Source organism: Micrococcaceae bacterium Sec5.8, assembly GCA_039636775.1.
Taxonomy (GTDB): Bacteria; Actinomycetota; Actinomycetes; order Actinomycetales; family Micrococcaceae; genus Arthrobacter.
The window spans coordinates 1434801-1459082 of record CP143429.1; the positions used below are offsets into that span (position 1 = coordinate 1434801).

The 24282-nt window shown below is 66.6% G+C and carries 19 protein-coding genes and 1 pseudogene; 19 read left to right on the forward strand and 1 reads right to left on the reverse strand.

Annotated features, from left to right (window positions below; genetic code table 11):
- Nucleotides 1-14: 14 nt before the first annotated feature.
- The 17 genes and pseudogenes from VUN84_06575 (at nucleotide 15) to dnaE (ending at nucleotide 21384) form a co-directional block, all read left to right on the forward strand.
- The gene (locus VUN84_06575) at nucleotides 15-1685 is read left to right on the forward strand and encodes a UDP-N-acetylmuramoyl-L-alanyl-D-glutamate--2,6-diaminopimelate ligase (GenBank protein ID XAS65314.1); all 1671 of its coding nucleotides are present in this window, start codon (nucleotides 15-17) and stop codon (nucleotides 1683-1685) included.
- Between the two features lie 6 nt (nucleotides 1686-1691).
- Nucleotides 1692-3239, forward strand: coding sequence for a UDP-N-acetylmuramoyl-tripeptide--D-alanyl-D-alanine ligase (gene murF, locus VUN84_06580; GenBank protein XAS65315.1), 1548 nt, complete (start codon nucleotides 1692-1694; stop codon nucleotides 3237-3239).
- A complete protein-coding gene (gene mraY, locus VUN84_06585; GenBank protein XAS65316.1) occupies nucleotides 3236-4345 on the forward strand; it encodes a phospho-N-acetylmuramoyl-pentapeptide-transferase in 1110 nt (369 codons plus the stop codon). Before murF ends, mraY begins: the two co-directional genes overlap by 4 nt.
- Entirely contained in the window at nucleotides 4327-5928 is a 1602-nt protein-coding gene (gene murD / locus VUN84_06590) for a UDP-N-acetylmuramoyl-L-alanine--D-glutamate ligase (protein XAS65317.1), read from the forward strand. Before mraY ends, murD begins: the two co-directional genes overlap by 19 nt.
- 2 nt (nucleotides 5929-5930) lie before the next feature.
- Nucleotides 5931-7211, forward strand: a pseudogene (gene ftsW / locus VUN84_06595) (putative lipid II flippase FtsW).
- A 297-nt stretch (nucleotides 7212-7508) separates the two neighbouring features.
- Nucleotides 7509-8666, forward strand: coding sequence for an undecaprenyldiphospho-muramoylpentapeptide beta-N-acetylglucosaminyltransferase (gene murG / locus VUN84_06600; GenBank protein XAS65318.1), 1158 nt, complete (start codon nucleotides 7509-7511; stop codon nucleotides 8664-8666).
- A 5-nt stretch (nucleotides 8667-8671) separates the two neighbouring features.
- Nucleotides 8672-10162 carry a UDP-N-acetylmuramate--L-alanine ligase gene (gene murC / locus VUN84_06605; GenBank protein ID XAS65319.1) on the forward strand — a complete coding sequence of 497 codons (1491 nt, stop codon included), beginning with the start codon at nucleotides 8672-8674 and terminating at the stop codon, nucleotides 10160-10162.
- Nucleotides 10155-11021: a cell division protein FtsQ/DivIB gene (locus VUN84_06610; GenBank protein ID XAS65320.1), complete on the forward strand. Its 867-nt coding sequence runs from the start codon at nucleotides 10155-10157 to the stop codon at nucleotides 11019-11021. The genes murC and VUN84_06610 overlap by 8 nt, the downstream gene beginning before the upstream one ends.
- A gap of 246 nt (nucleotides 11022-11267) precedes the next feature.
- Nucleotides 11268-12494, forward strand: coding sequence for a cell division protein FtsZ (ftsZ, locus tag VUN84_06615; GenBank protein ID XAS65321.1), 1227 nt, complete (start codon nucleotides 11268-11270; stop codon nucleotides 12492-12494).
- 94 nt (nucleotides 12495-12588) lie between these two features.
- Nucleotides 12589-13320, forward strand: coding sequence for a polyphenol oxidase family protein (locus tag VUN84_06620; protein ID XAS65322.1), 732 nt, complete (start codon nucleotides 12589-12591; stop codon nucleotides 13318-13320).
- Between the two features lie 5 nt (nucleotides 13321-13325).
- On the forward strand, nucleotides 13326-14057 hold the full coding sequence (locus VUN84_06625) for a YggS family pyridoxal phosphate-dependent enzyme (protein XAS65323.1): 732 nt from the start codon (nucleotides 13326-13328) through the stop codon (nucleotides 14055-14057).
- 87 nt (nucleotides 14058-14144) lie between these two features.
- Nucleotides 14145-14675 carry a cell division protein SepF gene (gene sepF, locus VUN84_06630; protein XAS65324.1) on the forward strand — a complete coding sequence of 177 codons (531 nt, stop codon included), beginning with the start codon at nucleotides 14145-14147 and terminating at the stop codon, nucleotides 14673-14675.
- 138 nt (nucleotides 14676-14813) lie between these two features.
- The gene (locus VUN84_06635) at nucleotides 14814-15122 is read left to right on the forward strand and encodes a YggT family protein (GenBank protein ID XAS65325.1); all 309 of its coding nucleotides are present in this window, start codon (nucleotides 14814-14816) and stop codon (nucleotides 15120-15122) included.
- 147 nt (nucleotides 15123-15269) lie between these two features.
- Entirely contained in the window at nucleotides 15270-15965 is a 696-nt protein-coding gene (locus VUN84_06640; GenBank protein ID XAS65326.1) for a DivIVA domain-containing protein, read from the forward strand.
- A gap of 166 nt (nucleotides 15966-16131) precedes the next feature.
- A complete protein-coding gene (gene lspA / locus VUN84_06645; GenBank protein XAS65783.1) occupies nucleotides 16132-16704 on the forward strand; it encodes a signal peptidase II in 573 nt (190 codons plus the stop codon).
- A 106-nt stretch (nucleotides 16705-16810) separates the two neighbouring features.
- A complete protein-coding gene (locus VUN84_06650; protein ID XAS65784.1) occupies nucleotides 16811-17737 on the forward strand; it encodes an RluA family pseudouridine synthase in 927 nt (308 codons plus the stop codon).
- Between the two features lie 89 nt (nucleotides 17738-17826).
- Nucleotides 17827-21384, forward strand: a complete 3558-nt coding sequence (dnaE, locus tag VUN84_06655) for a DNA polymerase III subunit alpha (GenBank protein ID XAS65327.1) — start codon at nucleotides 17827-17829, stop codon at nucleotides 21382-21384.
- A 99-nt stretch (nucleotides 21385-21483) separates the two neighbouring features.
- Here the strand turns inward: dnaE and VUN84_06660 are convergent, their stop codons facing one another.
- The gene (locus tag VUN84_06660) at nucleotides 21484-21942 is read right to left on the reverse strand and encodes a flavin reductase family protein (protein XAS65328.1); all 459 of its coding nucleotides are present in this window, start codon (nucleotides 21940-21942) and stop codon (nucleotides 21484-21486) included.
- Between the two features lie 208 nt (nucleotides 21943-22150).
- Between VUN84_06660 and VUN84_06665 the strand changes: the two genes are divergently transcribed.
- Both VUN84_06665 and hisD read left to right on the forward strand, forming a co-directional pair.
- Nucleotides 22151-22792 carry a hypothetical protein gene (locus tag VUN84_06665; GenBank protein ID XAS65329.1) on the forward strand — a complete coding sequence of 214 codons (642 nt, stop codon included), beginning with the start codon at nucleotides 22151-22153 and terminating at the stop codon, nucleotides 22790-22792.
- Complete coding sequence (gene hisD, locus VUN84_06670; GenBank protein ID XAS65330.1) at nucleotides 22789-24189, forward strand: histidinol dehydrogenase; 1401 nt, start codon at nucleotides 22789-22791, stop codon at nucleotides 24187-24189. Before VUN84_06665 ends, hisD begins: the two co-directional genes overlap by 4 nt.
- Nucleotides 24190-24282 lie beyond the last annotated feature (93 nt).

A 24282-nucleotide genomic window follows, 5' to 3' on the forward strand; every position in this document is an offset into this window, starting at 1 on the left:
CACCAGCACCACCAATGGAGATCCACTTGTCAGATCAGAATGCCCCCGGCACCTCCGCCGAGCCGGCCGGTCAAGGTTCAGCCCCGGGCTTCCGGCCCACAGCGGTCGCTGCAGTTCCGTTGGCCACCATCGGGGCGTCGATCGGCGTCGTGGTTCCCGGAGCCTCCGGCTCGGTACCGGTCACCGGGATTTCGCTCAACTCCCGCACCGTGCAGCCCGGCGACCTGTACGTCGCACTTCCCGGCGCCAGCCGGCACGGGGCCGACTTTGTCTCCCAGGCTGTGGCGGCCGGAGCCGCCGCCGTGCTGACGGACGACGCCGGTGCACGCCTGCTGGCCTTCTCGCACGACATGGCCGTCCCCGTGCTGCTGGCCGAGGAGCCCCGCAACCTGGTCGGCGGGCTGTCCGCCCTGATCTACCGCAGCAGGCCCGTCGATGCAGCGTCGCCGGCTCTTTACGGCGTGACCGGCACCAACGGCAAGACCACCACCACCTACTTCCTCAACGCCCTGTTGCAGGCCCTCGGCAAGAAGACGGGACTGATCGGCACCATCGAAATCCTGGCCGGCGGCGAGCCGATACCCAGCCTCCTTACGACGCCGGAGTCCACCGATGTCCACGCCCTCCTGGCGCTGATGCGTGAACGCGGCCTCGACGCCGCTTCGATGGAGGTCTCCTCGCATGCGGTCGCGTTCCACCGCGTCGACGGCGTCGAGTTCGACGTCGCCGGGTTTACCAACCTGACCCAGGACCACCTGGACCTGCACGGGAGCATGGAGGAGTACTTCCAGACCAAGGCGCAGCTGTTCACGCCCGGGCGGGCGCGCTCCGCCGTCGTGACGGTCGACGACGACTGGGGCGTCAGGCTCGCCGCGGCCGCGGGTGTCCCGGTCACCACGCTGGCCACACAGCCCTCCAGCCCATCGCGGGAGACCCCCGCAGCAGCCGACTGGGTGGTGCTTGAGCCGGCCCCGCGCGGACTCGGGACGAACTTCACCCTCCGGCACCGGGACGGCACGGCCCTGCGCGTCCATACCGGCCTGCCCGGAAGCTTCAACGTCGCCAACGCGGCGCTTGCGACGGTTATGGTGCTCGCCGGCGGCCAGGATGCCGCCACAGTCCAGTCCGCGCTCGACGCGGCCGACCCCTTCACCGTCGCCGTCCCCGGCCGCATGCAGCTCGTATCGACGGCGCCCGCAGCAGTGGTTGATTTTGCCCATAACCCGGATGCCCTGGCCCGCGCACTCGAAGCCGTCCGCTCGCCGGTGCCCGGGTCCCGGGTGATCGTCGTCTTCGGCGCCACGGGACAGCGGGACCAGAGCAAACGGCCCGCCATGGGTGCCATCGCAGCACGCCTGGCCGACACGGTTCTCGTCAGCGACGATGACCCGCACGACGAGGACGCCGCAGGAATCCGCGCCGACGTCTTGGCCGGGGCGGTGGAGGCCAAAGAACGCGAGGGGCTGGACTGCACCATCCTTGAGGTCTTCCCCCGCGCCGCAGCCATCCGGAAAGCCGCGGAGATTGCGGGTCCGGCCGACACCATCCTTGTCGCAGGGCGGGGCCACGAAATTTGGCAGGAAGTCAAGGGCGTCAACCTCGCCCTCGACGACAGGGTGGAGCTCCGCTCCGCCTTGACAGCCCGGGGATTCACCGTTCTCGAAGACCAGCGGATAGAGTCCTAAACCGAGATGATTGCATTTACCGCGGCGGAAATCGCCGACATAACCAACGGCCGGCTGGCCGCCGCACCGGACATTACACCCGGCTCGGTGGTGACCGACTCCCGTGCAGCCTCCCCGGGGTCCCTCTACGTGGCCAAGCCCGGGGAGAGGGCCGACGGGCACGACTTCGTGGCCGCGGCTTTCGAACGCGGCGCCATGCTGGCACTGGTCGAACACGAAGTTGCCGACGGCGCCGGGGGCACCTTTCCCGCCGTCGTGGTCCAGGACTCGGTCCTGGCGATGGGCGCCCTCGCTGCGGAAGCCGTCCGGCGGATCCGCACCAGCCGCGCCGCCAACGGTGAGCCGCTGACCGTGATCGGCATCACCGGGTCCGCCGGGAAAACCACCACCAAGGACCTGCTGGCCGGGATCCTCGGCGCGGAGGGCATGACTGTCGCACCGCAGGGTTCCTACAACGGCGAAGTCGGGGTGCCGCTGACCGTTTTCCACGCCGGGCTGGACACCCGGTACCTCGTGATCGAAATGGGCGCCACAGGAGTGGGCCACATCAGCTACCTCGCCGCGATGGTCCGCCCCGACATTGGAGTGGTTCTCGGCGTCGGCACCGCCCATGCCGGCGAGTTTGGCGGCGTCGAGAACATCGCCCGGGCCAAGGGCGAGCTCGTCGAAGCCCTTGCGGCCAGCGGCACCGCCGTCCTGAACCTTGACGACGCCCGTGTCGCTGCAATGGCTGCCCGCACCCGGGCCGGCATCCTTGGCTACACCGCCCAGCCGTCCCACGGCGGCCCGCCCCAACCAGCCGGTGCAGAGCTGGTCCGCGCCGACAGCGTGGAGCTCACGGCCGGCGGCTGCCCCGAATTTGACATGTTCCTGCCCGGTGACAGCGCAGCGCACCACGTCGCAGCCAAGCTGATCGGCGCCCACCACACCGCCAATTTGCTGGCAGCGGCAGCGGCAGCGCACGCGGCCGGCGTCCCCGCGGACCGGATCGCCGCCTCCCTCACCGCCCAGACGGCCGCCAGTCGCTGGCGCATGGAGCGCACCGAGCGGGCCGACGGCGTCACGATCATCAACGACGCGTACAACGCCAACCCGGAGTCCATGCGCGCCGCTCTCCGCACCCTTGCGGACCTCGGCCGGGGCCGCCGGACGTGGGCTGTGCTCGGAGCGATGCTGGAGCTCGGCCCGGATTCCATCCGGGAGCACATGATCGTCGGCACGCAGGTGGTCCGGCTGAATATTTCCCGGCTCGTCGTCGTCGGACGCGAGGCCCGGTCGCTCTACGTCTCCGCCGTCAACGAAGGGTCCTGGGGCAACGAGTGCGTCTTCGCGGAAACCGCGGAGGAAGCGTACGAGTTGTTGCAGGACGAGCTGCTGCCCGGTGACCTGGTGCTGTTCAAGTCTTCCAACAGCATTGGACTGCGTCATTTGGGTGATCGGATAGCATTGCCCCCACAAACCCCCGGAACTACTGCCGGACCCGACACCGGCGCGGCCGGACCTGGTGCCGGCCCCACTGCCGGAACCGCCACTGAAGGGAGTGCGCTGCTGTGATTGCACTGCTGATGGGCGCCGGACTGGCCCTGTTGTTCGCCTTCCTGGGCACCCCGCTCTTTATTCGCTACCTGGTCCGGAAGAGCTACGGGCAATTCATCCGGGATGACGGCCCCACCTCGCACCACACCAAGCGCGGCACCCCCACCATGGGCGGCACCGTCGTGGTTCTCGCGGTCCTGGCCAGCTACGGCATCACCCACTTCGTCATGTGGCTGATCAACCCTGACTCGCCAGGCCCCTCAGCGTCGGCCCTCCTGTTGCTGTTCCTGATGGTCGGCATGGGCCTGGTGGGATTCCTGGACGATTTCATCAAGATCTCCAAGCAGCGAAGCCTGGGCCTGAATGCCAAAGCCAAGCTCCTCCTGCAGGCTGCCGTGGGCATCATCTTCGCGGTGCTTGCCCTGCAGTTCCCGGACGAAAACGACCTCACCCCCGCGTCCTACCAGATCTCCCTGGTCCGCGACATCCCCTGGCTGAACCTGGCCTTCGCCGGCACTGTGGTCGGCGCCATCCTCTTCGTCTTGTGGTCAAACCTGATCATCACGGCCGCCACGAACGGCGTGAACCTCACTGACGGCCTCGACGGACTCGCTGCCGGTGCGTCCGTTATGGTCTTCGGCGCGTACACGCTGATGGGAATCTGGCAGAGCAACCAGGCCTGCGGCTCACCCAGGCAGGCCGGCGCCGGCTGCTACAGCGTCCGGGACCCGCTGGACCTTGCCCTGCTTGCCGCCATCCTCAGCGCGGCCTTGGTCGGCTTCCTGTGGTGGAACACCTCACCGGCCAAGATCTTCATGGGGGACACCGGGTCGTTGGCCATTGGCGGCGCCGTCGCCGGTTTCGCCATCCTGTCCCGGACCGAGCTCTTGCTGGCCTTCATCGGTGGCCTCTTCGTCCTGATCACCCTCTCGGTGATTATCCAGGTGGGCTACTTCAAAATCACCAAGGGCAAACGGTTCTTCAAAATGGCCCCGCTCCAGCACCACTTCGAACTCAAGGGCTGGGCCGAGGTCACCGTCGTCGTCCGGTTCTGGATCCTCTGCGGACTCTTCGTCGCCGCCGGGCTGGGCGTCTTCTACGCCGAATGGGTGGTACTCCTGTGAGCGGTCCGATTCCTGAACCCCTGACCACCTCAGCCCGGGTCGAGAACCTGACCAGCTGGGACTCCGGCTGGGCCGGACTCCGGGTGGTCGTCACCGGCATCGGGATCTCCGGTTTCGCTGCCGCGGACACGCTGATCGAACTTGGTGCCCGGGTGGTGGTGGTGGATGCCGCCACCGGTGCCAAGGCGCACGCCCAGGCGGACACCCTGCGGATCGTCGGCGCTGTCGATGTCCTGCTGGGTGAGGACGCTGTGGATACCGTGCCCAAAATCGACGGTGCGCTGCCGGACCTGGTCGTTACGTCACCGGGCTGGCGGCCTGACCAGGCCCTGCTCGCTGCCGCCGCCCGGGCGCACATCCCGGTCTGGGGCGACGTCGAACTTGCTTGGCGGCTGCGGAAACGCCAGGGACGCAAAACCGCCGACTGGCTCACCATCACCGGCACCAATGGCAAGACCACCACCGTTGGTCTGACCGAGTCGATGCTGCAGGCGGCAGGACTGAAAGCCATCGCCGTAGGCAATGTGGGCACGCCAATCCTGGACGCCCTGCGCGATCCGGTGGACTACGACGTCTTCGCCGTTGAACTCTCCAGCTTCCAGCTGCACTGGAGCCACTCGGTTTCGCCGGTGGCAAGCGTCTGCCTGAATGTCGCCGAGGACCACGTCGACTGGCACGGCTCCTACGCCTCCTACCTGGCGGACAAGGCCAAGGTTTACGAACACACCCAAAAGGCCTGCATCTACAACGCCGAGCAGATCGAAACCGAACGCATGGTGGAGGACGCCGACGTCGTCGACGGCTGCCGTGCCGTGGCGTTCACCACGCTCACACCGGCGGTAAGTATGCTCGGCGTCGTCGAAGGACTGCTGGTGGACCGCGCTTTCATCGCCGAGCGCAAGGACAGCGCCGCCGAACTTGCCTCCGTTTCCGACCTCGGCGCCGTCGCTCCGCGCCACATGGTGGCCAACGCCCTCGCCGCCGCAGCCCTGGTGCGCGCGTACGGCGTCGAGCCGGCCGCCGTCCGCAAGGGACTGCTGGACTACCTGCCGGGGGACCACCGGATCCAGCCGGTCGCCCGCCACAACGGCGTTCTGTGGGTCAATGACTCGAAGGCCACCAATCCGCATGCCGCGGCTGCAGCGCTGTCCGCGTTTACCAACGTTGTCTGGATCGCCGGAGGGCTGTCCAAAGGTGTCAATTACGGGCCGCTGATCCAGGAAAATGCCGGCCGGCTTAAGGCTGTGGTCCTGATCGGCGCGGACTCCGGGGATCTCCGCTCCGCTCTGCAGCGACACGCGCCGGATGTCCCCGTGATCGGAGCGGGGAAGGGCGAAACTGAAGTGGTGCAGACTGCCGGAACGGCCGACGCCGTAGCAGCGCCCCCGCCGATTCCCGGTGCGACTGTGATGGCCCAGGCCGTTGCGTTGGCAGCGCAGTTGGCTGCCTCCGGTGACACTGTGCTTTTGGCCCCGGCGGCTGCATCCATGGATCAGTTCTCTTCCTACGCTCACCGTGGCGACGCCTTCATCGAAGCTGTCCGCGAGCTCGTGGAAGGGCAGGCTCAGACCACCGAGGAGTAACAATGGTCAGCACGCCCACACGTACCCCCGCGGCCGCATCGGCCGCCCAACAGCGACCCGTGGCCAAGGCGCCGCTCGGGCGGCCGCGCACCAGCCTGCAATCGGCCGGTCGCAGCATCCGGGGCTGGTACCGAGGTTTTTGGTCCGCCCTGGAAGGTTCCGGAAAGTCGCGCAACGGCTCCACCTACTACCTGATCCTGGGATCCACCTTGGCGCTCACGGCGATCGGCATCCTCATGGTGCTCTCCGCCTCCAGTGTTGAGGCGATCGCGGCAGGGGAGTCGCCTTACTCGGCTGCCCTGAAGCAGGGATTGTTCGCCGGAATCGGTCTCTTTGCCATGTTCCTGCTCTCACGGGTGAACGTGGTCTGGCTCAAGCGCGGGGCCTGGATCGCCATCGTCGTGGCGTTCGTGCTGCTCGGGCTGGTACTGCTTGTGGGCCGCAGCGCCCTCGGCAACCAGAACTGGATCGACGTCGGCCCCTTCACATTCCAGCCCTCCGAGGCAGCCAAACTTGCGCTGGCCTTGTGGATGGCGACTGTTCTGGAGCGTAAAGCAAACTTGCTGTCGCAGGCGAAGCACGCGCTGGTGCCGGTCGTCCTCCCTGGCGCCGCCGGAGTGATCGGGCTTATTCTCATGGGCAATGACCTCGGCACCGCCATGATCGTCATGATGATCACCGCGGCCGCCCTGTTCTTCGCCGGCGTTCGGCTCTACCTCTTCGGACTCGCCGGCGTCGTCCTCGCCGCCGGTACCGTGGTGCTGGCCATCACCAGCCCCAACCGCATCTGCCGAATCCTGTCCTGGACCGGACAGACCTGCGCTGACGGCTCCGACGTAAACTACCAGTCCACCAACGGCCTGTACGGACTAGCCTCCGGCGGCTGGTTCGGCGTGGGCCTGGGCCAGAGCAGGCAGAAGTACAGCTGGATTCCCGAAGCCCACAACGACTTCATCTTCGCCATCATCGGCGAAGAACTCGGGCTCGTCGGAACCCTCGTGGTGCTCGTCCTTTTCGCCATCCTCGGCACCGCAATCTACCGCGTCGTGGTGGCCCAGAAAGACATGTTCCACCGTGTCCTGGCCGGTACCATCATGGTCTGGCTCCTCGGTCAGGCGACCGTCAATATGGCGGTGGTCACCGGTTTGGCCCCCGTGGTGGGAATTCCGCTGCCGTTTATTTCCTACGGCGGCTCGGCGCTGCTCATGTCCTTGTGCGCGATCGGCGTGGTCCTGTCCCTCGCCCGGGCCCAAATGGATCCCGGGCTCCAGCCGGACCGCCTGTTCAGGTTCGGGCCAGCCGGGCTGGCAACATCTTTGCGGAAGCGGACCGCGGCCCGGAGTGCAGCCCACGGCGTCGCCCGGACCACGGAACGTAGCGCGCCCCCAAGAACGGCCGGAGGCACTGCCCGGGATGCGGCCCCGAAAGCGGCCCCGAACGCCAGCCGGGGCGCCGCCCGGGATGCGGCCCCGAAGGCGGCCCCGGCGACCACCACACCCGGCAACCGCTCGGCCTCACCGGGGGCCGGCACCCGAAGGCCAGCCCCCGCCAACCCCGCACGAAAGCGTAAATAGGTTTCCATGAATACCGAGTCGTCACTGTCCGTCGTCCTTGCCGGCGGCGGAACTGCCGGGCACATCAGCCCCCTCCTGGCCATCGCCGGCGCCCTCCGGGAAGTCCGCCCCGACGTCCGGCTCCTGGCCGTGGGCTCCCCGGGCGGGATGGAAGCCCGCCTGGTCCCGGCCGCCGGGCTGGACCTCGCCACGGTCAACCGGGTGCCCTTCCCGCGCCGGCCCTCCCCGGACATGCTGCGGTTGCCCGGCCGGCTCGCCGGCGCCGTGAAACAGGCCGGCGCCATCCTCGATAAGGCAGAGGCTGACGTACTGGTCGGAGTTGGGGGCTACGTCTGCACCCCCATGTACGTCGCGGCCTGGCGCCGCAAGATTCCCATTGTCATCCACGAGGCGAACACCCGCCCGGGGCTGGCAAACCGTGTGGGCGCCCGGCTCGGCGGCCACGTTGCGGTGGCGTTCGCAGCAACAAAACTGGGCGCCGCCCGCCACGTCGGCATGCCGATGCGCAAAGAAATCTCCGGCCTTGACCGGACAGCGGCCCGGACAGCGGCCCGGGAAGCCCTTGGCCTCGACCCGGACCGCCCGGCCCTGATCGTCACCGGCGGCTCGTCGGGAGCTCAGAGCATCAACCGCACTATTGCGGCGTCTGTGCACGTCCTCGCCGAGGCGGGCATCCAGACCCTGCATATCACCGGCCGCGGCAAGGCAGTGCACGACGCCGGCGGCAAGCTCCTGACGGCCCCCGGTTACGTCCAGCGCGACTACGTCGACGGCATGGAAGCCGTGTACGCCGCAGCCGATGTCCTGCTGGCACGCTCGGGCGCAGCCACAGTCTGCGAGGTCGCCGCCGTCGGCCTGCCCGCGGTCTTCGTGCCGCTGCCGATCGGCAATGGCGAGCAGGCGCTCAATGCCGCGGGCCTCGTCGAGGCAGGCGGCGCCCTGCTGGTGCCGGACAGTACACTGTCCCCCGACTGGATCAGCGGCCATCTCATCCCCTTGCTGCAGGACCCCGACCGGCTCGCACGCATGGCGGCCAGCGCCGAAAAACTCGGCATCCGGGACGCCGACCGGCGGATGGCAGATCTTGTCCTGGACGCCGCTGCTGCCGCAGGCGCAGGCTCGCCGGCGGCAAAGTCCTCCAAGCACCACAGCAGGAAGCGGTAACGGAAATGACCCAGCCCGACCACCACACCGAATCCCTGACCACCCGCACCGGTGAGTCACTGGGCCGCGTCCACTTCATCGGCATCGGGGGAGTCGGAATGTCCGCCGTGGCCCGCGTCCTGGTGGCCCGTGGCCTGCCGGTCAGCGGCTCGGATGCCAAGGATTTACCGGTCATGGCCGACCTCGCCGCAGCGGGGGCCAGGATCTGCGTCGGCTACGACGCCGTGAACCTCGGTGACGCACAAAGTGTCGTCGCCGGCTCGGCCATCCGTGCGGATAATCCCGAGGTGGCCGCCGCCCACAGCGCCGGACTCCCGGTGCTGCACCGCTCCGAGGCGCTGGCAGCCGCCATGGCTGCGGACACCGCCGTCACCGTCGCGGGCACCCACGGCAAGTCCACCACGACGTCAATGATTACCGTCCTCCTGCAGGGCGCCGGCCTGGACCCGTCCTTCGCCATCGGCGCAAACGTCCCGGCGCTGGGGGTCAACGCCGCGAGCGGCACCACCCCGATCTTCGTCGCCGAAGCCGACGAGTCCGACGGCTCCTTCCTGAACTACCGTCCGCAGATCGCCGTCGTGACCAACGTTGAACCGGATCACCTTGACTACTACGGGACGGCCGAGGCCGTCTACGCCTCTTTCGACCGCTTCACGGCCCTGCTCCCGGCCGACGGGGTGCTGGTGGCCTGCGCGGACGACGCCGGAGCCAGCGCACTCGCCCGGCGGACTCTGGAGCGGGGCAACACCCGGGTGGTGCTCTACGGCACCGGCGCTGACGCCGATCTCGTCCTGCACGACGGCGGCCCGGGGGGCGTCTTCATCCGCACGCCCGAGGGACGCTTCCCGCTCGAGCTGCACGTCCCCGGACGCCATAACGCCCTCAACGCGGCGGCGGCCTTCGCCGTCGCCCTGGAACTCGGCGTGGATCCCGGCGTTGCCGCCGGTGCGCTGGCCCACTTCACGGGCGCGTCCCGGCGCTTTGAATATAAGGGCGAAGGCAGCGGTGTCCGGGTCTACGACGACTACGCCCACCACCCCACCGAAGTGCGGGCCGCCCTGGCCGCAGCGCGGTCGGTGGCCGGGGGCCATAAGCTGCATGTCCTCTTCCAGCCGCACCTGTTTTCCCGGACCCGGGAATTCGCAGCAGAATTCGCCGACGCCCTCAACGCCGCCGACTCCGCCCTCGTCCTGGATATCTATCCGGCCCGTGAGGATCCGATTCCGGGCGTAACCAGCCAACTGATCGCCGCGCACCTTGGTGCCGGCGGACGCCTCGTGGGCCCGGGGATTGAGGCTGTGCAGTCCGTCGTGTCCGCCGCAGCCCCGGGTGACATAGTGCTCACGGTCGGCGCAGGTGATGTCACGGCCTACGGGCCGCTGATTGTCGCAGCCCTGAACGCCGCCGCCCCGAACGGCGCAGCCCTGAATGGCGCAGCCCTGAATGGCGCAGACCTGAATGGCGCAGCCCTGAACGGCGGCGCTCCCGATGCCTAGCACCCGCAGGCCCGGCTATCTGCCGGCAGGGCGCAAGGCGCCGTCGACGGGCAGTAGTACGGCATCAGCCGACGTCATTACGGCGTCCAAGGACAGCGCGGGGACCGGCAACGCCGCGGGAAAGCCGTCATCGCAGGGCAACGTGCTGTCCTTTCCCGAACCCAGGGCCAAACGGCGCAGGCGCCTCGTGTTGGGAACCCTCGCCGCACTTGCGGTCCTCATCGCGGGACTTCTTGTGGCGGCCGTTTATTCGCCTGTCCTGGCGCTGACCACGGTCTCCGTGGAAGGCACCAAAATGCTGACGCCCGACCAGATAAAAACGGCGCTCGCGCCGCTGCAGGGCAAGCCTTTGCCGCAGATCAGCGACGACGACGTGACTGCTCTTCTGCAGCCCCTCGTTCAGGTCAAGGAAGTCACCACCGAAGCCCGCCCGCCCTCGACGCTGCAGGTCAAGGTGACCGAGCGGGTGCCGGTGGCGCTGGTCAAGCAGGGCCAGACGTACCAGATGGTCGACGTCGACGGTGTGAGGCTCAGCGACGCCGCCGACCCGGCGTCGACCCGCCTTCCGGTCATTGACGGCGGGAACGGCACCCTGCCCAAGGAGTTGTTCCGTGCTGTCACGGAGGTCCTGGGCGCGTTGCCCGCGGAAGTTCTCTCCCGGCTCGCCAGCGCCTCCGCTTCGTCTGTCGATGCCGTGGAACTCAAGCTCGTGGACGGCCAGAGGATAGTGTGGGGCAATGCGGGGGAGAAAGAGCTCAAGGCCAGGGTGCTGCAGGCCCTGCTGAAGGCCCCCGCGGATCCAAAGAATCCGGTCCGGATTTACGACATCAGCGTGCCCCGGCATCCGGTCACGCGATAGTAAGCCCTCACTTGATGAAGGGTCCGGGGCGCCGCAGAGTGGCGCCCGGGCCCTCCGCGAGGAGCGATTTTCGCGGTATTACGGCGACACGCGGGGCCGGTTATTGAATGTCGGCTGCATAGGAAATAGCGTCGACGCATGAGTTACTTGACATAACTATAACCCTCAAGTCGAAGGTTAAGGTTCAAAGCTTCAAGTACGACTCCATCAGTTTTCGCAATAGAACACGAACAAGGGACACGTAACGTGGCAGCTCCGCAGAACTACTTGGCCGTCATCAAGGTCGTCGGCATCGGCGGCGGTGGCGTGAACGCAGTCAACCGCATGATCGAAGTCGGTCTTCGCGGCGTCGAATTCATCGCAGTCAACACCGATGCGCAGGCATTGTTGATGAGTGATGCCGACGTCAAGCTCGACATTGGGCGTGAGCTGACGCGCGGCCTGGGGGCCGGCGCGAACCCGGACGTCGGCCGTCAGGCAGCCGAGGACCACGCAGAGGAAATCGAAGAGGTCATCCGCGGCGCTGACATGGTCTTTGTCACAGCCGGTGAAGGCGGTGGCACCGGCACTGGCGGCGCCCCGGTCGTCGCCCGGATCGCCCGGTCGCTCGGCGCGCTGACCATCGGCGTCGTCACCCGCCCCTTCACCTTCGAGGGCCGCCGCCGCGCGGGCTCCGCTGAAGCCGGAATCGACGCCCTCCGCGACGAGGTCGACACGCTCATCGTCATTCCGAACGACCGTCTGCTCTCCATCAGCGACCGCAACGTGTCTGTTCTTGACGCGTTCCGGTCCGCGGACCAGGTCCTGTTGTCCGGTGTCCAAGGCATCACCGACCTCATCACCACCCCCGGCCTGATCAACCTCGACTTCGCCGACGTCAAGTCGGTCATGCAGGGCGCAGGCTCGGCATTGATGGGCATCGGTTCTGCCCGCGGTGAGGACCGCGCGGTCAAGGCCGCCGAACTGGCCATTGCCTCCCCGCTGCTTGAAGCATCCATTGACGGCGCGCACGGCGTCCTGCTGTCCATTCAGGGCGGCTCGGACCTCGGCCTCTTCGAGATCAACGAGGCCGCCCGGCTGGTCCAGGAAGTCGCCCACCCGGAAGCCAATATCATCTTCGGTGCAGTCATCGACGACGCTCTCGGTGACGAGGCCCGCGTGACGGTCATCGCGGCCGGCTTCGATGACGTCAAGGCCACCTCACCCTCCATGGACCAGTCGCTGCCGCAGTCGGCACCGCAGCGACCCGCGGTGCCGGCAGCAGCTCCGGCCCCGGCCAAGGCTCCGTCCTCGGCCCAGGTGCAGCCCCTGCACGCCACAGTCGGTGCTTCCGGTTACGGCGGCTGGGGCCAGCAGCGGCCGTCCGCTGTCCCGGCCGACGCCGGCTTCGACGTCGACCTTCCCTCGGTTGTGGAGCCGGACCTGTCCGGCCGCCGCTCCGATGACCTGGATGTCCCCGACTTCCTGAAGTAGGGTCCGAAAGCACCATGGCACTGCCTGATGGCAGTGCCATGGTGCTTTTCTCATAAGATCGAAGTTCTGGAATCAACAGTGGGCGGTGTTCTGAGTGTTTTCGTGGCAGGCGGAGGTAAGGCCCGGAATCCGGGTGGCCTTCACGGACGCGGCGGCCGGCAACCTGGCGCTCCATGTCGGTGACGATCCAGCGGAGGTGAGGGCCCGGCGCCGCGATATTGAACTGGCGCTGGATTTCGGCGACCGGCGGTTCCACTACATGAACCAGGTCCACGGCAACTCCGTGGCAGTCATCGGGACTGCCGTGCCGGCTGAAGCCCGGGCTGCCGACGTGCCGACGGCGGATGCCTTGGTGTCCCTTGGGGAGCCCCTCGCCGTGATGGTGGCCGACTGCGTGCCCCTTGTCCTGATAGGGGACAGGCCGCGCGGGGAGGGCCCGGTCCTGGCCGTCGTGCACGCAGGGCGCCCGGGCGTCGCGTCCGCCGTCGTCCCTGCGGCCGTTGCCCGCATGCAGGAGCTCGGCGCATCCGCGATCGCTGCCTGGATCGGCCCGTCCGTTTGCGGGCAGTGTTACGAAGTTCCCGCCGACATGCGCGACGACGTCGCTGCCGTCGTACCCGCGGCCCGGTGCACCACCGCCAGGGGAACTCCGGGCCTGGACCTGCCGGCGGCTGTCCGCAGCCAACTGCAGGCCGCCGGCGTCGTGGTCGAGTACTCCGGCCACTGCACCGTGGAGGACCCCGGCCTCTTCTCCTATCGCCGGGACCCGTGTACTGGCAGATTCGCCGGGCTCGTCTGGGCTGACGCCGGGGCGGCACAGCAGTGAACGCCGTGGACGACACCCAGCCTGATGCCCGGCTGGAACAGCTGCGGGAGCGGCTCGCGGCGGTCATGCAGCGGATTGGGGACGCCGTCGAGGCAGCAGGCCGCCAGGCGCAGCCCCCCCAGCTGATTGTGGTTACGAAGTTTCATCCGGCGGAGGACATCCGCCGGCTCGCGGCGCTTGGGATCACGGATGCCGGCGAAAACCGGGACCAGGAAGCCGCCGCGAAAGCCGACGCGCTGCGCAGTCTGCGGCTCCGCTGGCACTTCATAGGACAACTGCAGTCCAACAAAGCCAAGTCTGTGGCCGGCTACGCCCACGCCGTGCACTCCGTCGACCGGCCTCAGCTGGCTGCTGCCCTGGCCAAGGCCATGGCCGCCGAGCAGGACCGGACCGGGCGGGCGCCACTGGAGTGCTTCATTCAGGTGAACTTGGACAAGGATGCGACCGGACGGCGCGGAGGTGCCCTGGCCGCGGACGTTCCGGCCTTGGCCGAGCAGGTGGCTGCAGCGGACGGTCTCCGGCTCGCCGGTGTGATGGCAGTGGCCCCCCTCGGCGCGGATCCGGCGCAGGCCTTTGAAAAGCTCGCGGAGTTGTCCGCCCGGCTCACCGATGCCCACCCCCAGGCTGCCGCCATCTCGGCAGGAATGAGCCAGGATCTGGAGCAGGCTGTCCGGTTTGGGGCGACACACCTTCGCGTCGGCTCCGATATTCTCGGTCCGCGTCCGGCGTTGCGGTAGGTTCGACGTATTGGAAGGTAATAGCGGGAATTCCAAGGCTGCTTAGTCACTGATCGGCCCGCTGACGGACACGATTAGGAGTCGACCATGGCCGGCGCTCTGCGCAAGACAATGATCTATCTTGGGCTCGCTGATGGCGATGAACACTACGCGTCCGAGCACCCAACATCGCACAAGGATGAGGACGAATCCATGGAGCATGACCGCGAGGAACGCCGTGCACCGGCACCGGTCCGCGAGGCCACCAGGGAAGAGCCCTACGCCGCTGAAGAGGAATATCGCGCACCTGTGACACCCATCAAGCGAGCGGCGTCGAGCCGCGAAGAGCACACCGGGCTCCGGCAGATCACCACGATCCACCCGCGGTCCTACAACGACGCCAAGCTCATCGGTGAAAGCTTCCGTGAGGGCATCCCCGTCATCATGAACGTCACCGATATGGGCGAATCGGACGCGAAGCGGCTCGTGGACTTCTCCGCCGGGTTGGTCTTTGGACTCCGCGGCAGCATCGAGCGCGTCACGAACAAAGTCTTCTTGCTCTCGCCGTCGTACGTCGAGGTCATCGGAGATGACAAGAAAGTCAGCGAGACGCAGGCGAGCTTCTTCAACCAGAGCTAGCCACGAATGATCACCACGGATGCCAGGCAGGGACACCCTGCCTGGCATCCTTGCTGAGATTTCCGTGTTGAAATAGAGGCGTAACTATCAAGAGGACACTGCGGTTTCCGGAATAGTCATGGAGATATGGGTTAGCTCATGGGAATTGTATTCGGACTTGTCTATATAGCACTGCTGGTGTTCCTGGTTGCCCTCATCATCCGGCTTGTCTTCGACTGGGTGCAGATGTTCGCGCGAAGCTGGCGGCCCCGCGGGGTGGCCCTCGTAGCGGCACACGCCGTGTATACGGTCACGGACAAGCCACTCAAACTGCTCAGGCGGCTCATTCCGCCGCTGCGGCTGGGCGGGGTGTCCCTGGACCTCGGCTTCCTGCTGCTGTTCATCGCCGTCAGCATTGCCATGTCGGTGGCCAAATACCTGGTGTACTCTCAGCCGCTGGCTGCGTAGCTACGGCGGACCGGGATTCGCGCCCCAAACGATTTATCCTCCGGTTTGACACTGCGGTGTTGAATTAGAGGAACCAGTCCATATTTAGGTACCGTAGTTTTGACGGCCGGAAGGCCTCCTGACGAACTAGACCAACGAGGTGACCAGATGGCTTTGACGCCAGAAGACGTTGTCAACAAGCGCTTTCAGCCGACCAAGTTCCGCGAAGGCTACGACCAGGACGAAGTTGATGACTTCCTGGACGAAATCGTCGTCGAACTGCGGCGCCTGAACCAGGAGAACGACGAGCTGCGCAAGAAGCTCGCCGAATCCGGCGCCGGCACGCCTGCCAGTTCCACCGCCGCGGCTCCAGTCGTGGAGAAGGTTCCCGCACCCGTCAAGGCCGGCAAGGAAGACCGCCCGAAGGCGGACGCCAACGTCAAGACCACCGAGGCTGCCGCGGCCAGCGAAGCCGCTGAAGCTGCCACCAAGAAGGACGCCGGGCAGGCAGTTGCCCCGGCACCGGCCGCCTCCAGCCCTGCGGCCGAGTCCGCCGCGGGCCTGCTGGCCATGGCCCAGCAAATGCACGACAAGCACGTCGCCGACGGTGAGCAGAAACGCGACAAAATCATCGCCGACGCGCAGATCGAGTCAAGCAGCCTGGTCAATGATGCCCAGGAGAAGTCACGCAAGATCCTTGGCGCCCTTGAGCAGCAGCGCTCCGTCCTGGAACGCAAGGTGGAGCAGCTGCGCGGCTTCGAACGGGACTACCGTTCACGCCTGAAGGCTTACATCGAAGGCCAGCTGCGTGACCTGGACGCCCGCGGCTCCGTGGCCGCCCCTGAGGTGGAAGCCACCAGCTAGGCTTTTACCAAGTATTCTGAAGGCCGGTGGCTGAGGATTCCTCGGCTGCCGGCTTTGGCATTAACCGCCGGAACCGTCCGCGGCCGTTGCCAAAGCTCCCGGTTCCCAGTCTCCGCACTGGCTCGTGAACGAAAGCCTTATGACTGACGCACCATCACCTGACGCCATGCCGCCTGCAGAGTCATCACCCGCAGGGTCCGGCCGCACAGCTTCCAACGGGACACGCCCGCGGCGGGCACTGCTGCTTTCCGTTTTCTTCGGCCTGGCGTTGTTCGCCTACCTCTTTGACCAGCTGACCAAACTCTGGGTCACCAGCACCATGATTGAGGGCGAAAGGATTCCCGTCCTCCCCCCGCTGCTGCACTGGTATTACATCCGCAACTCCGGTGCCGCCTTCTCCATCGGCGAAAACGTCACCTGGGTCTTCACCATCATCATGGCTGCCGTCTCGGTCGCCATCCTGTTGCAGCTGCGGAAGCTCGGATCCCTCTGGTGGGCGCTGGCCCTCGGTTTGCTGCTCGGCGGCGCCCTGGGCAATCTCACGGACCGGCTTTTCCGCGACCCCTCGTTCGCGATGGGCCACGTCGTGGACTTCATCCAGCTCCCCAATTTTGCAATATTCAACATTGCGGACTCCGCCGTCGTGAGCTCAGTGGTGATTATCTGCCTGCTGACGCTGCGCGGAACCGCCCTGGACGGCTCACACTTGACCAAGGACACAGTGAAACATGACTCCTGAGCACGGGGCCCCCGGACGCGGCAGGCCCGACGATATCCTTCCCGAAGACCCCGACGAGGCCAGCGACGGAATCAGTGACGAGACCGGGCCGGAAACCACCGCGACGGTGTCCTACCGCTTCGTGGTTCCGGACGAACTCGCGGGCACCCGGGTGGACGCCGGCCTGGCCGCACTGATGGAGATCTCCCGCTCGCAGGCCGCCGCGCTCATCGCCGAAGGCAACGTCACCAGCAAGACCAAGGCCGTCGGAAAATCGCTCAAGCTTACCCCCGGCGCCGTTTTGGACGTCGTCGTCCCGGGACGCCGGGACCCCCTGGAAATCGTGGAGGAAGTCGTGGAAGGCCTGAACATCCTGCTGGACGATGACGAGTTCGTCGTCATCGACAAACCCGTCGGTGTTGCCGCCCATCCCTCGCCGGGCTGGGTGGGGCCCACCGTCGTCGGTGGCCTCGCAGGCCTGGGCTACCGGATCTCCACGTCAGGCTCGGCGGAGCGCGCCGGCATTGTCCACCGGCTTGACGTCGGCACCTCCGGGGTAATGGTGGTCGCCAAAACGGAACGTGCCTACACCGCACTCAAGCGCGCCTTCAAGGAGCGCACCGTGGACAAGGTCTACCACGCCGTCGTCCAGGGCCTCCCGGATCCGCTGGCCGGCACCATTGACGCGCCCATCGGCCGCCACCCCGGCCATGACTGGCGCTTTGCCGTGATCGAGGACGGGAGGGACTCCATCACCCACTACGAGGTTCTTGAGGCGTTCGGCAAAGCCTCACTCGTGGAAGTCCACCTCGAAACCGGCCGCACCCACCAGATCCGCGTGCATTTCTCGGCGTTGCGCCACCCCTGCGCCGGTGACCTCACCTACGGCGCGGACCCGCGGCTTGCCGCCACCCTGGGATTGACCCGGCAGTGGCTGCACGCCCGTCAGCTGTCCTTTGAACACCCCGGGACGGGGGAGCAGGTCACGGTGACCAGCGACTATCCGCAGGACCTGCGCTACGCGCTGGAAGTCCTGGAGTCCGGGCAGGCCTGACCGCTCCGAAGTTCACGGGCCGGCCCACCCGTCCGCTGTCCGCCGGAGTGCCGCATGAAAATGCCGGTGCCCGGCACTAGAATGGATCGGTGACTTCCAGCAACGACTCGTTTGTCCATCTCCACAACCACACCGAGTACTCGATGCTGGACGGCGCCGCCCGGCTCGGTGAGCTCTTCGACGAAACCGAGCGGCTGGGCATGCCGGCCCTCGCCACGACCGACCACGGCTACCTGTTCGGCGCCTTCGACTTCTGGAAGCGGGCCACGGACCAGGGCATCAAACCGATCATCGGCGTCGAAGCGTACGTGACCCCCGGGACCGCCCGGGCGGATAAAACCCGTGTCCGCTGGGGCGAGGAGAACCAGCGCAAGGACGACATCTCCGGCGGTGGCGCGTACACCCACATGACGCTGCTGAGCTACAACAACGTGGGCATGCGCAACCTCTTCCGCGCCTCCTCCATCGCCTCCCTGGACTCAGTCTTTGGCAAGTGGCCCCGGCTGGACCGCGAGTTGCTGAACACGTACTCGGAAGGCCTGATCGCCACCACAGGCTGCCCGTCCGGCGAGGTGCAGACGAGGCTCCGGCTCGGACAGTACCGGGAAGCCGTCGAGGCGGCCGCCGAGTTCCGTGACATCTTCGGTGCGGAAAACTACTTTTGTGAACTCATGGACCATGGCCTGGACATCGAGCGGCGCGTCACGGGGGACCTCCTGCGCCTGGCCAAGGAACTGAACCTTCCGCTCGTGGCCACCAACGACCTCCACTACACGCACGAGCACGACGCGAAGGCGCATGAGGCCCTGCTGGCCATCCAGTCCGGTTCGACCCTGCTGGAGCCGACGTATGACAATGGCGGCTCGCGCTTCGCTTTTTCCGGCAGCGGGTACTACCTCAAATCACCGCAGGAAATGCGCGAGCTGTTCCGTGACCACCCGGAAGCCTGCGACAACACCCTCCTCATCGCCGAGCGCTGCGAAGTCTCCTTCAATACCGGCGCCAACTACATGCCCCGGTTCCCCTGCCCCGAAGGAGAGGACGAAACGTCCTGGCTGGTCAAGGAAGTGGATAAGGGACTGCAGTACCGCTACCCCCAGGGCATTCCGGACAAGGTGCGCACCCAGGCCGACTACGAACTCGGCGTCATCACCTCCATGGGGTTCCCGGGCTACTTCCTGGTGGTGGCCGACTTCATCAACTGGGCCAAGAACAACGGCATCAGGGTTGGCCCCGGACGCGGTTCCGGCGCAGGTTCCATGGTGGCCTACGCCATGCGCATCACCGACCTTGACCCGCTGCACCACGGCCTGATCTTTGAGCGCTTCCTGAACCCGGACCGTGTCTCCATGCCCGACTTCGACGTCGACTTCGATGACCGGCGCCGCTCCGAAGTGATCGACTATGTGACGCGCAAATATGGTGACGAACGCGTCGCGATGATTGTCACCTACGGCACCATCAAGACCAAGCAGGCGCTCAAGGACTCCTCGCGGGTGCTCGGCTACCCGTTCAGCATGGGCGAACAGCTGACCAAGGCGCTGCCACCGGCCGTGATGGCCAAGGACATCCCGCTCGCGGACATCCAGAACAAGGACTCCAAGCGCTACAGCGAAGCCGGTGACTTCCGGCAGCTGATTGCCACGGACCCGGAAGCCGCCAAGGTCTTTGAAACGGCTCTCGGCATCGAGGGCTTGAAACGCCAGTGGGGAGTCCACGCCGCCGGCGTCATCATGTCCTCGGACCCGATCATCGACGTCATCCCGGTCATGCGCCGTTTCCAGGACGGCCAGGTCATCACGCAGTTCGATTACCCGACGTCCGAGGGCCTGGGCCTGATCAAAATGGACTTCCTGGGCCTGCGGAACCTGACGATCATTTCCGACGCCCTGGAAAATATCACGATGAACCGCGGGATCGACCTCGACCTTGAGTCCCTCGCCCTGGACGACGTCGCCTCCTACGAGCTGCTCGCCCGCGGTGACACCCTGGGGGTGTTCCAGCTCGACGGCGGGCCGATGCGTTCCCTGCTTAAGCTCATGAAGCCTGACAACTTCGAAGACATCTCCGCCGTGCTGGCCCTCTACCGGCCGGGCCCCATGGGCGCCAACGCGCACACCGACTACGCCCTGCGCAAGAACAAGATCCAGGACGTCATCCCGATCCACCCGGAACTGGAAGAACCGCTCGCCGAAATCCTCGGCGGCACCTACGGCCTGATTGTGTACCAGGAGCAGGTGATGGCGGTGGCGCAGAAACTCGCCGGCTACACCCTGGGCCAGGCCGACATCCTGCGCCGCGCCATGGGCAAGAAGAAGAAATCAGAGCTTGACAAGCAGTTCGCCGGCTTCTCCCAGGGCATGCAGGACAACGGCTACTCCATGGCCGCCGTCAAGACGCTCTGGGACATCCTGCTGCCCTTCTCCGACTACGCCTTCAACAAGGCCCACTCCGCCGCGTACGGCGTGATCTCCTACTGGACCGCGTACCTCAAAGCCCACTACGCCCCGGAGTACATGGCAGCCCTGCTGACCAGTGTCGGCGACGACAAGGACAAGTCGGCGATCTACCTCAATGAATGCCGGCGCATGGGCATCACGGTGCTGCCGCCGGACGTCAATGAGTCCGCGCTGAACTTCACGCCTGTGGGCAACGACATCCGCTTCGGCATGGGTGCCATCCGCAACGTCGGTGTCAACGTCGTCGATGCCATGGTCACGGCACGCGAAAAGGAAGGCGCCTACACGTCCTTCAAGGACTACCTCATGAAGGTACCCGCGGTGGTCTGCAACAAGCGCACCATTGAATCGCTGATCAAGGCCGGAGCTTTCGACTCGCTGAACCACCACCGGCGTGCCTTGGCCATGATCCATGAAGAGGCGATCGACTCCGTTATCACGCTCAAGCGCAACGAGGCGATCGGACAGTTCGATCTCTTCGCCGGTTTTGACGAGGCCGAATCCGAGGCGTCCCTCAGCATCGAGATTCCGGACCTCCCCGAGTGGGAGAAGAAGGACAAGCTGTCCTTCGAACGGGACATGCTCGGCCTGTACGTCTCGGACCACCCGCTGCAGGGACTCGAGGGGGTCCTCAGCCAGCATGCCGACCAATCCATTACCTCGCTCATCGCCGAGGACGGCCCGCACGACGGCGCCATCGTCACGATCGCCGGGATGATCACCTCTCTGAGCCGGCGGATCGCGAAGGCCAGCGGCAACGCGTATGCCCGCGCCGAAATTGAGGATCTGGGTGGTTCCGTGGAGGTGATGTTCTTCGGCCAGGTCTACGGCCCCATCGCTTCGGTGCTCGCGGAGGACCTGATCGTCGTCGTCAAGGGCCGGCTCCAGCGCCGCGACGATGGCGCCGTCGCGCTGAACTGCATGGAACTCTCCGTCCCGGACCTCAGCGAGGGCCTCCACGGTCCGCTGGTCATTACCATGGCAACGCATAAGGCCACCGAAGCCGTCGTGACCGAACTCGGTGATGTCCTCAGGACGCACCGCGGAAAATCCGAGGTACGGCTCCACCTGCAGGGCGATGTCCGGGTGGAAGTGATGGGCCTTCCCGTGCACCTGCGGGTCAACCCGAGCCCGTCGCTGTTTGGAGACCTGAAGGTCCTCCTCGGTCCGACCTGCCTGGACAGCTAGCCGCCCGCCCTGCTTCGCCCGCCGTTTCGACGGTTCCCTGCCCGCTCGATGCCCGTAAGCGTCTGGCCGGCACGGAACCGTCGAAATGGCCGGAGCAGCTTAGATCTCGTAGTCGAGCGGTGCCGGCTGGCCGTAGGCGCCGGAGTGGTAGAGCAAGGGAGCGCCGACGGAACCTACTTCACCCTCCACGACTTCCACCACCACGACCGCGTTGTTTTCAAAGGAAAGCCGCATCTGGACCTTGCCGATCAGCCAGCCGGCGACGTCCTTCAGGATCGGCACTCCGTGGGGTCCGGGCTCCCAGTGATTGCCCTCGAAGCGGTCGCTGCCCCGGGCGAAACGGTCTGCCAGCGCCTGGTTCTCCAAGCCCAGCATGTGCACCCCGATGTAGGTGGCGTTGGCCACGGCGGGCCAGGATCTGGAAGTGCGGGCCATGTTGAACGTGAACCGGGGCGGCTTGGCTGAGAGAGAAGCCACGGAGGTCGCGGTGAAGCCGAAGGGGACCCCGTTGAGATCGGCGGTGATAATGGCCACGCCCGCGGCATGCCGGCGGAACATCTCCCTGAAAGTTCCTTCAAAGGCTTGGTCCTCTGTGGCCACTGCGTTCCCACTCCCTGCTGCACGTGTGTGTTGAACCTACCCTGTCAGCGTATTGCTCCGGCGAGGGGCTGCGGAACTTTGTTTACCCGGCGCCGTCATGAGGAACGTCACACAAGAACGCGCGCTCATGTGTCCGGCCGGCGGAAAGCTTGTTAAGGTTTGTTCCATGACACGCCCCGCAGTCAACGGCCAGCTTCCCCTGGACCCAGCGCAGGCCCCGGACGGGATCCCTGCACCCTTCCCGGTTCCCGGGACCCTGACGGGCGCTGCTTCGGGTCCGGCGCCGCGGGAGCCCGCCGGCCGCCCCGTGACCTGGCGCAAGGCGGCGGTCATGGCCGCTGCCGGTATCCCGGTGGGACTGCTGTGGTGGATTCTCGCACCGTCGGGACTGAATCTGCTCTCCGGTAATCCGGAACTGCGCAGCGGCGCCAACACCGAAGGGTGGCTGCCGCGGGACCTTGTACTGGCGGGGCTGTTCCTCCTGGCCGGCTGCATATCCGGGGCGGCCGCGTCCGGAACGAGGCACAACGGGCCCGACGGGCGCGCCGTCCTTCGGGCCGTGGCAGCAGCAGCCCTCGGCGCAGTGGCCGCCTGGGGGACAGGCGTGGTGTGCGGCCTGTGGTGGGGATTGCCCGGTGACACCTCAGCCAACGCCAGCATCGCCTTTTCCCTGCGGTCCCTGGCCGTCCTCGCCATCTGGCCCGCCGCCACCGCCCTGGCCATTTTCCTGAGCACCATCTTCACCACGCCGGCATATCAGGCCCCGGGCGCAGAACCTGCCGGGGCGGCACGTAAAATGGATAAGTGACCCTTTCAGCTGACAGCTCCGTGCCCGCCGCCACTGCGCCCCCGGCCGCCGACCTCAACTTCCGCACCGTCGACCTCCGCGGCCAGCGGCTGAGCCTCGCCGGTCTCCGCGCCGCGGTACCCCGGGCGAAGGCCGGCACCCTGGCTGATGCCGAGGCGAAGGTTTTGACCATCATCGAGGCCGTCCGTGCGCGCGGCTTCGAGGCGCTCAGTGAGCTGGCCCTGACGTTTGACGGCGTGGAACAGGCGCATCCCCGGGTGCCGGCGGAGGCGTTGACGGCTGCCCTGGCAGGCCTGGATCCCGCCGTGCGGGCTGCCTTGGAGGAATCGATCAAACGGGCCCGTCGCTTTGCCGACGCCCAGCGCCCGGCCGACGCCGATGTCGAACTCGGCGAAGGGGCGGTGGTGAGCCAGAAATGGGTGCCCGTGGCGCGGGTGGGCCTCTACGTTCCCGGCGGCCTGGCCGTGTATCCCTCCTCCGTCATCATGAACGTTGTCCCGGCCCTCGCAGCCGGAGTCCAGTCCATCGCGCTGGCGTCTCCTCCGCAAAAGGGCTTCGGCGGTCTCCCGCACCCCACCATCCTCGCCGCAGCGTGCCTGCTCGGCATCGAGGAGGTCTACGCGATTGGCGGCGCCCAGGCCATCGCGGCCTTTGCCTACGGCATTCCCGCGACGGACGGGCTGGCAGGGCTGGATCCCGTGGATGTTGTCACCGGCCCCGGCAACGTCTTTGTCGCCACGGCAAAGCGCCTCGTCAAAGGCGTGGTGGGTATCGATTCCGAGGCCGGCACCACGGAGATCGCGATTCTGGCGGATGCTACGGCACGGCCGGTCCTGGTCGCGGCGGACCTCATCAGCCAGGCTGAGCACGACCCCAAGGCCGCGTCGGTGCTGATTACGGACTCGGAGGACCTCGTCGCGGCCGTCCGGGCTGAACTGGGCCGCCAGGCGGCGGCAACGAAGCACGGCCTGCGGGTCCGTGAGGCCCTTTCCGGTCCGCAGTCCGGCGTCGTCCTCGTGGACAATCTTGACCAGTGCGTCGCAGCGTGCAACGCCTACGCCGCCGAGCACCTGGAGATCATGACGGCGGACGCGGCGGCGGTCGCGGCCCGGATCCGCAGCGCCGGGGCGATCTTTGTAGGGGACTACAGCCCCGTCAGCCTCGGGGATTATTGCGCCGGGTCCAACCACGTGCTGCCCACCAGTGGCACCGCGGCATTTTCCTCAGGACTGAACGTGACCACCTTCCTGCGCGCCATTCAGGTCATTAACTACTCCCGGGCCGCCTTGGCGGAGGTCAGCGGGCACATCGTCAGCCTGTCAGGGGCCGAGGATCTGCCTGCGCACGGCGAAGCGGTCACCGTTCGGTTCGCCCAGGCAGCACACCACTACATGTAGTAATTACAGGCTTGTTATTCCGCTACATCTAGTCATAAAATGAGGGCAAAGCCGGTCGCGCCTGAGTACTGTGCAGGCTCACACCCGATGCCG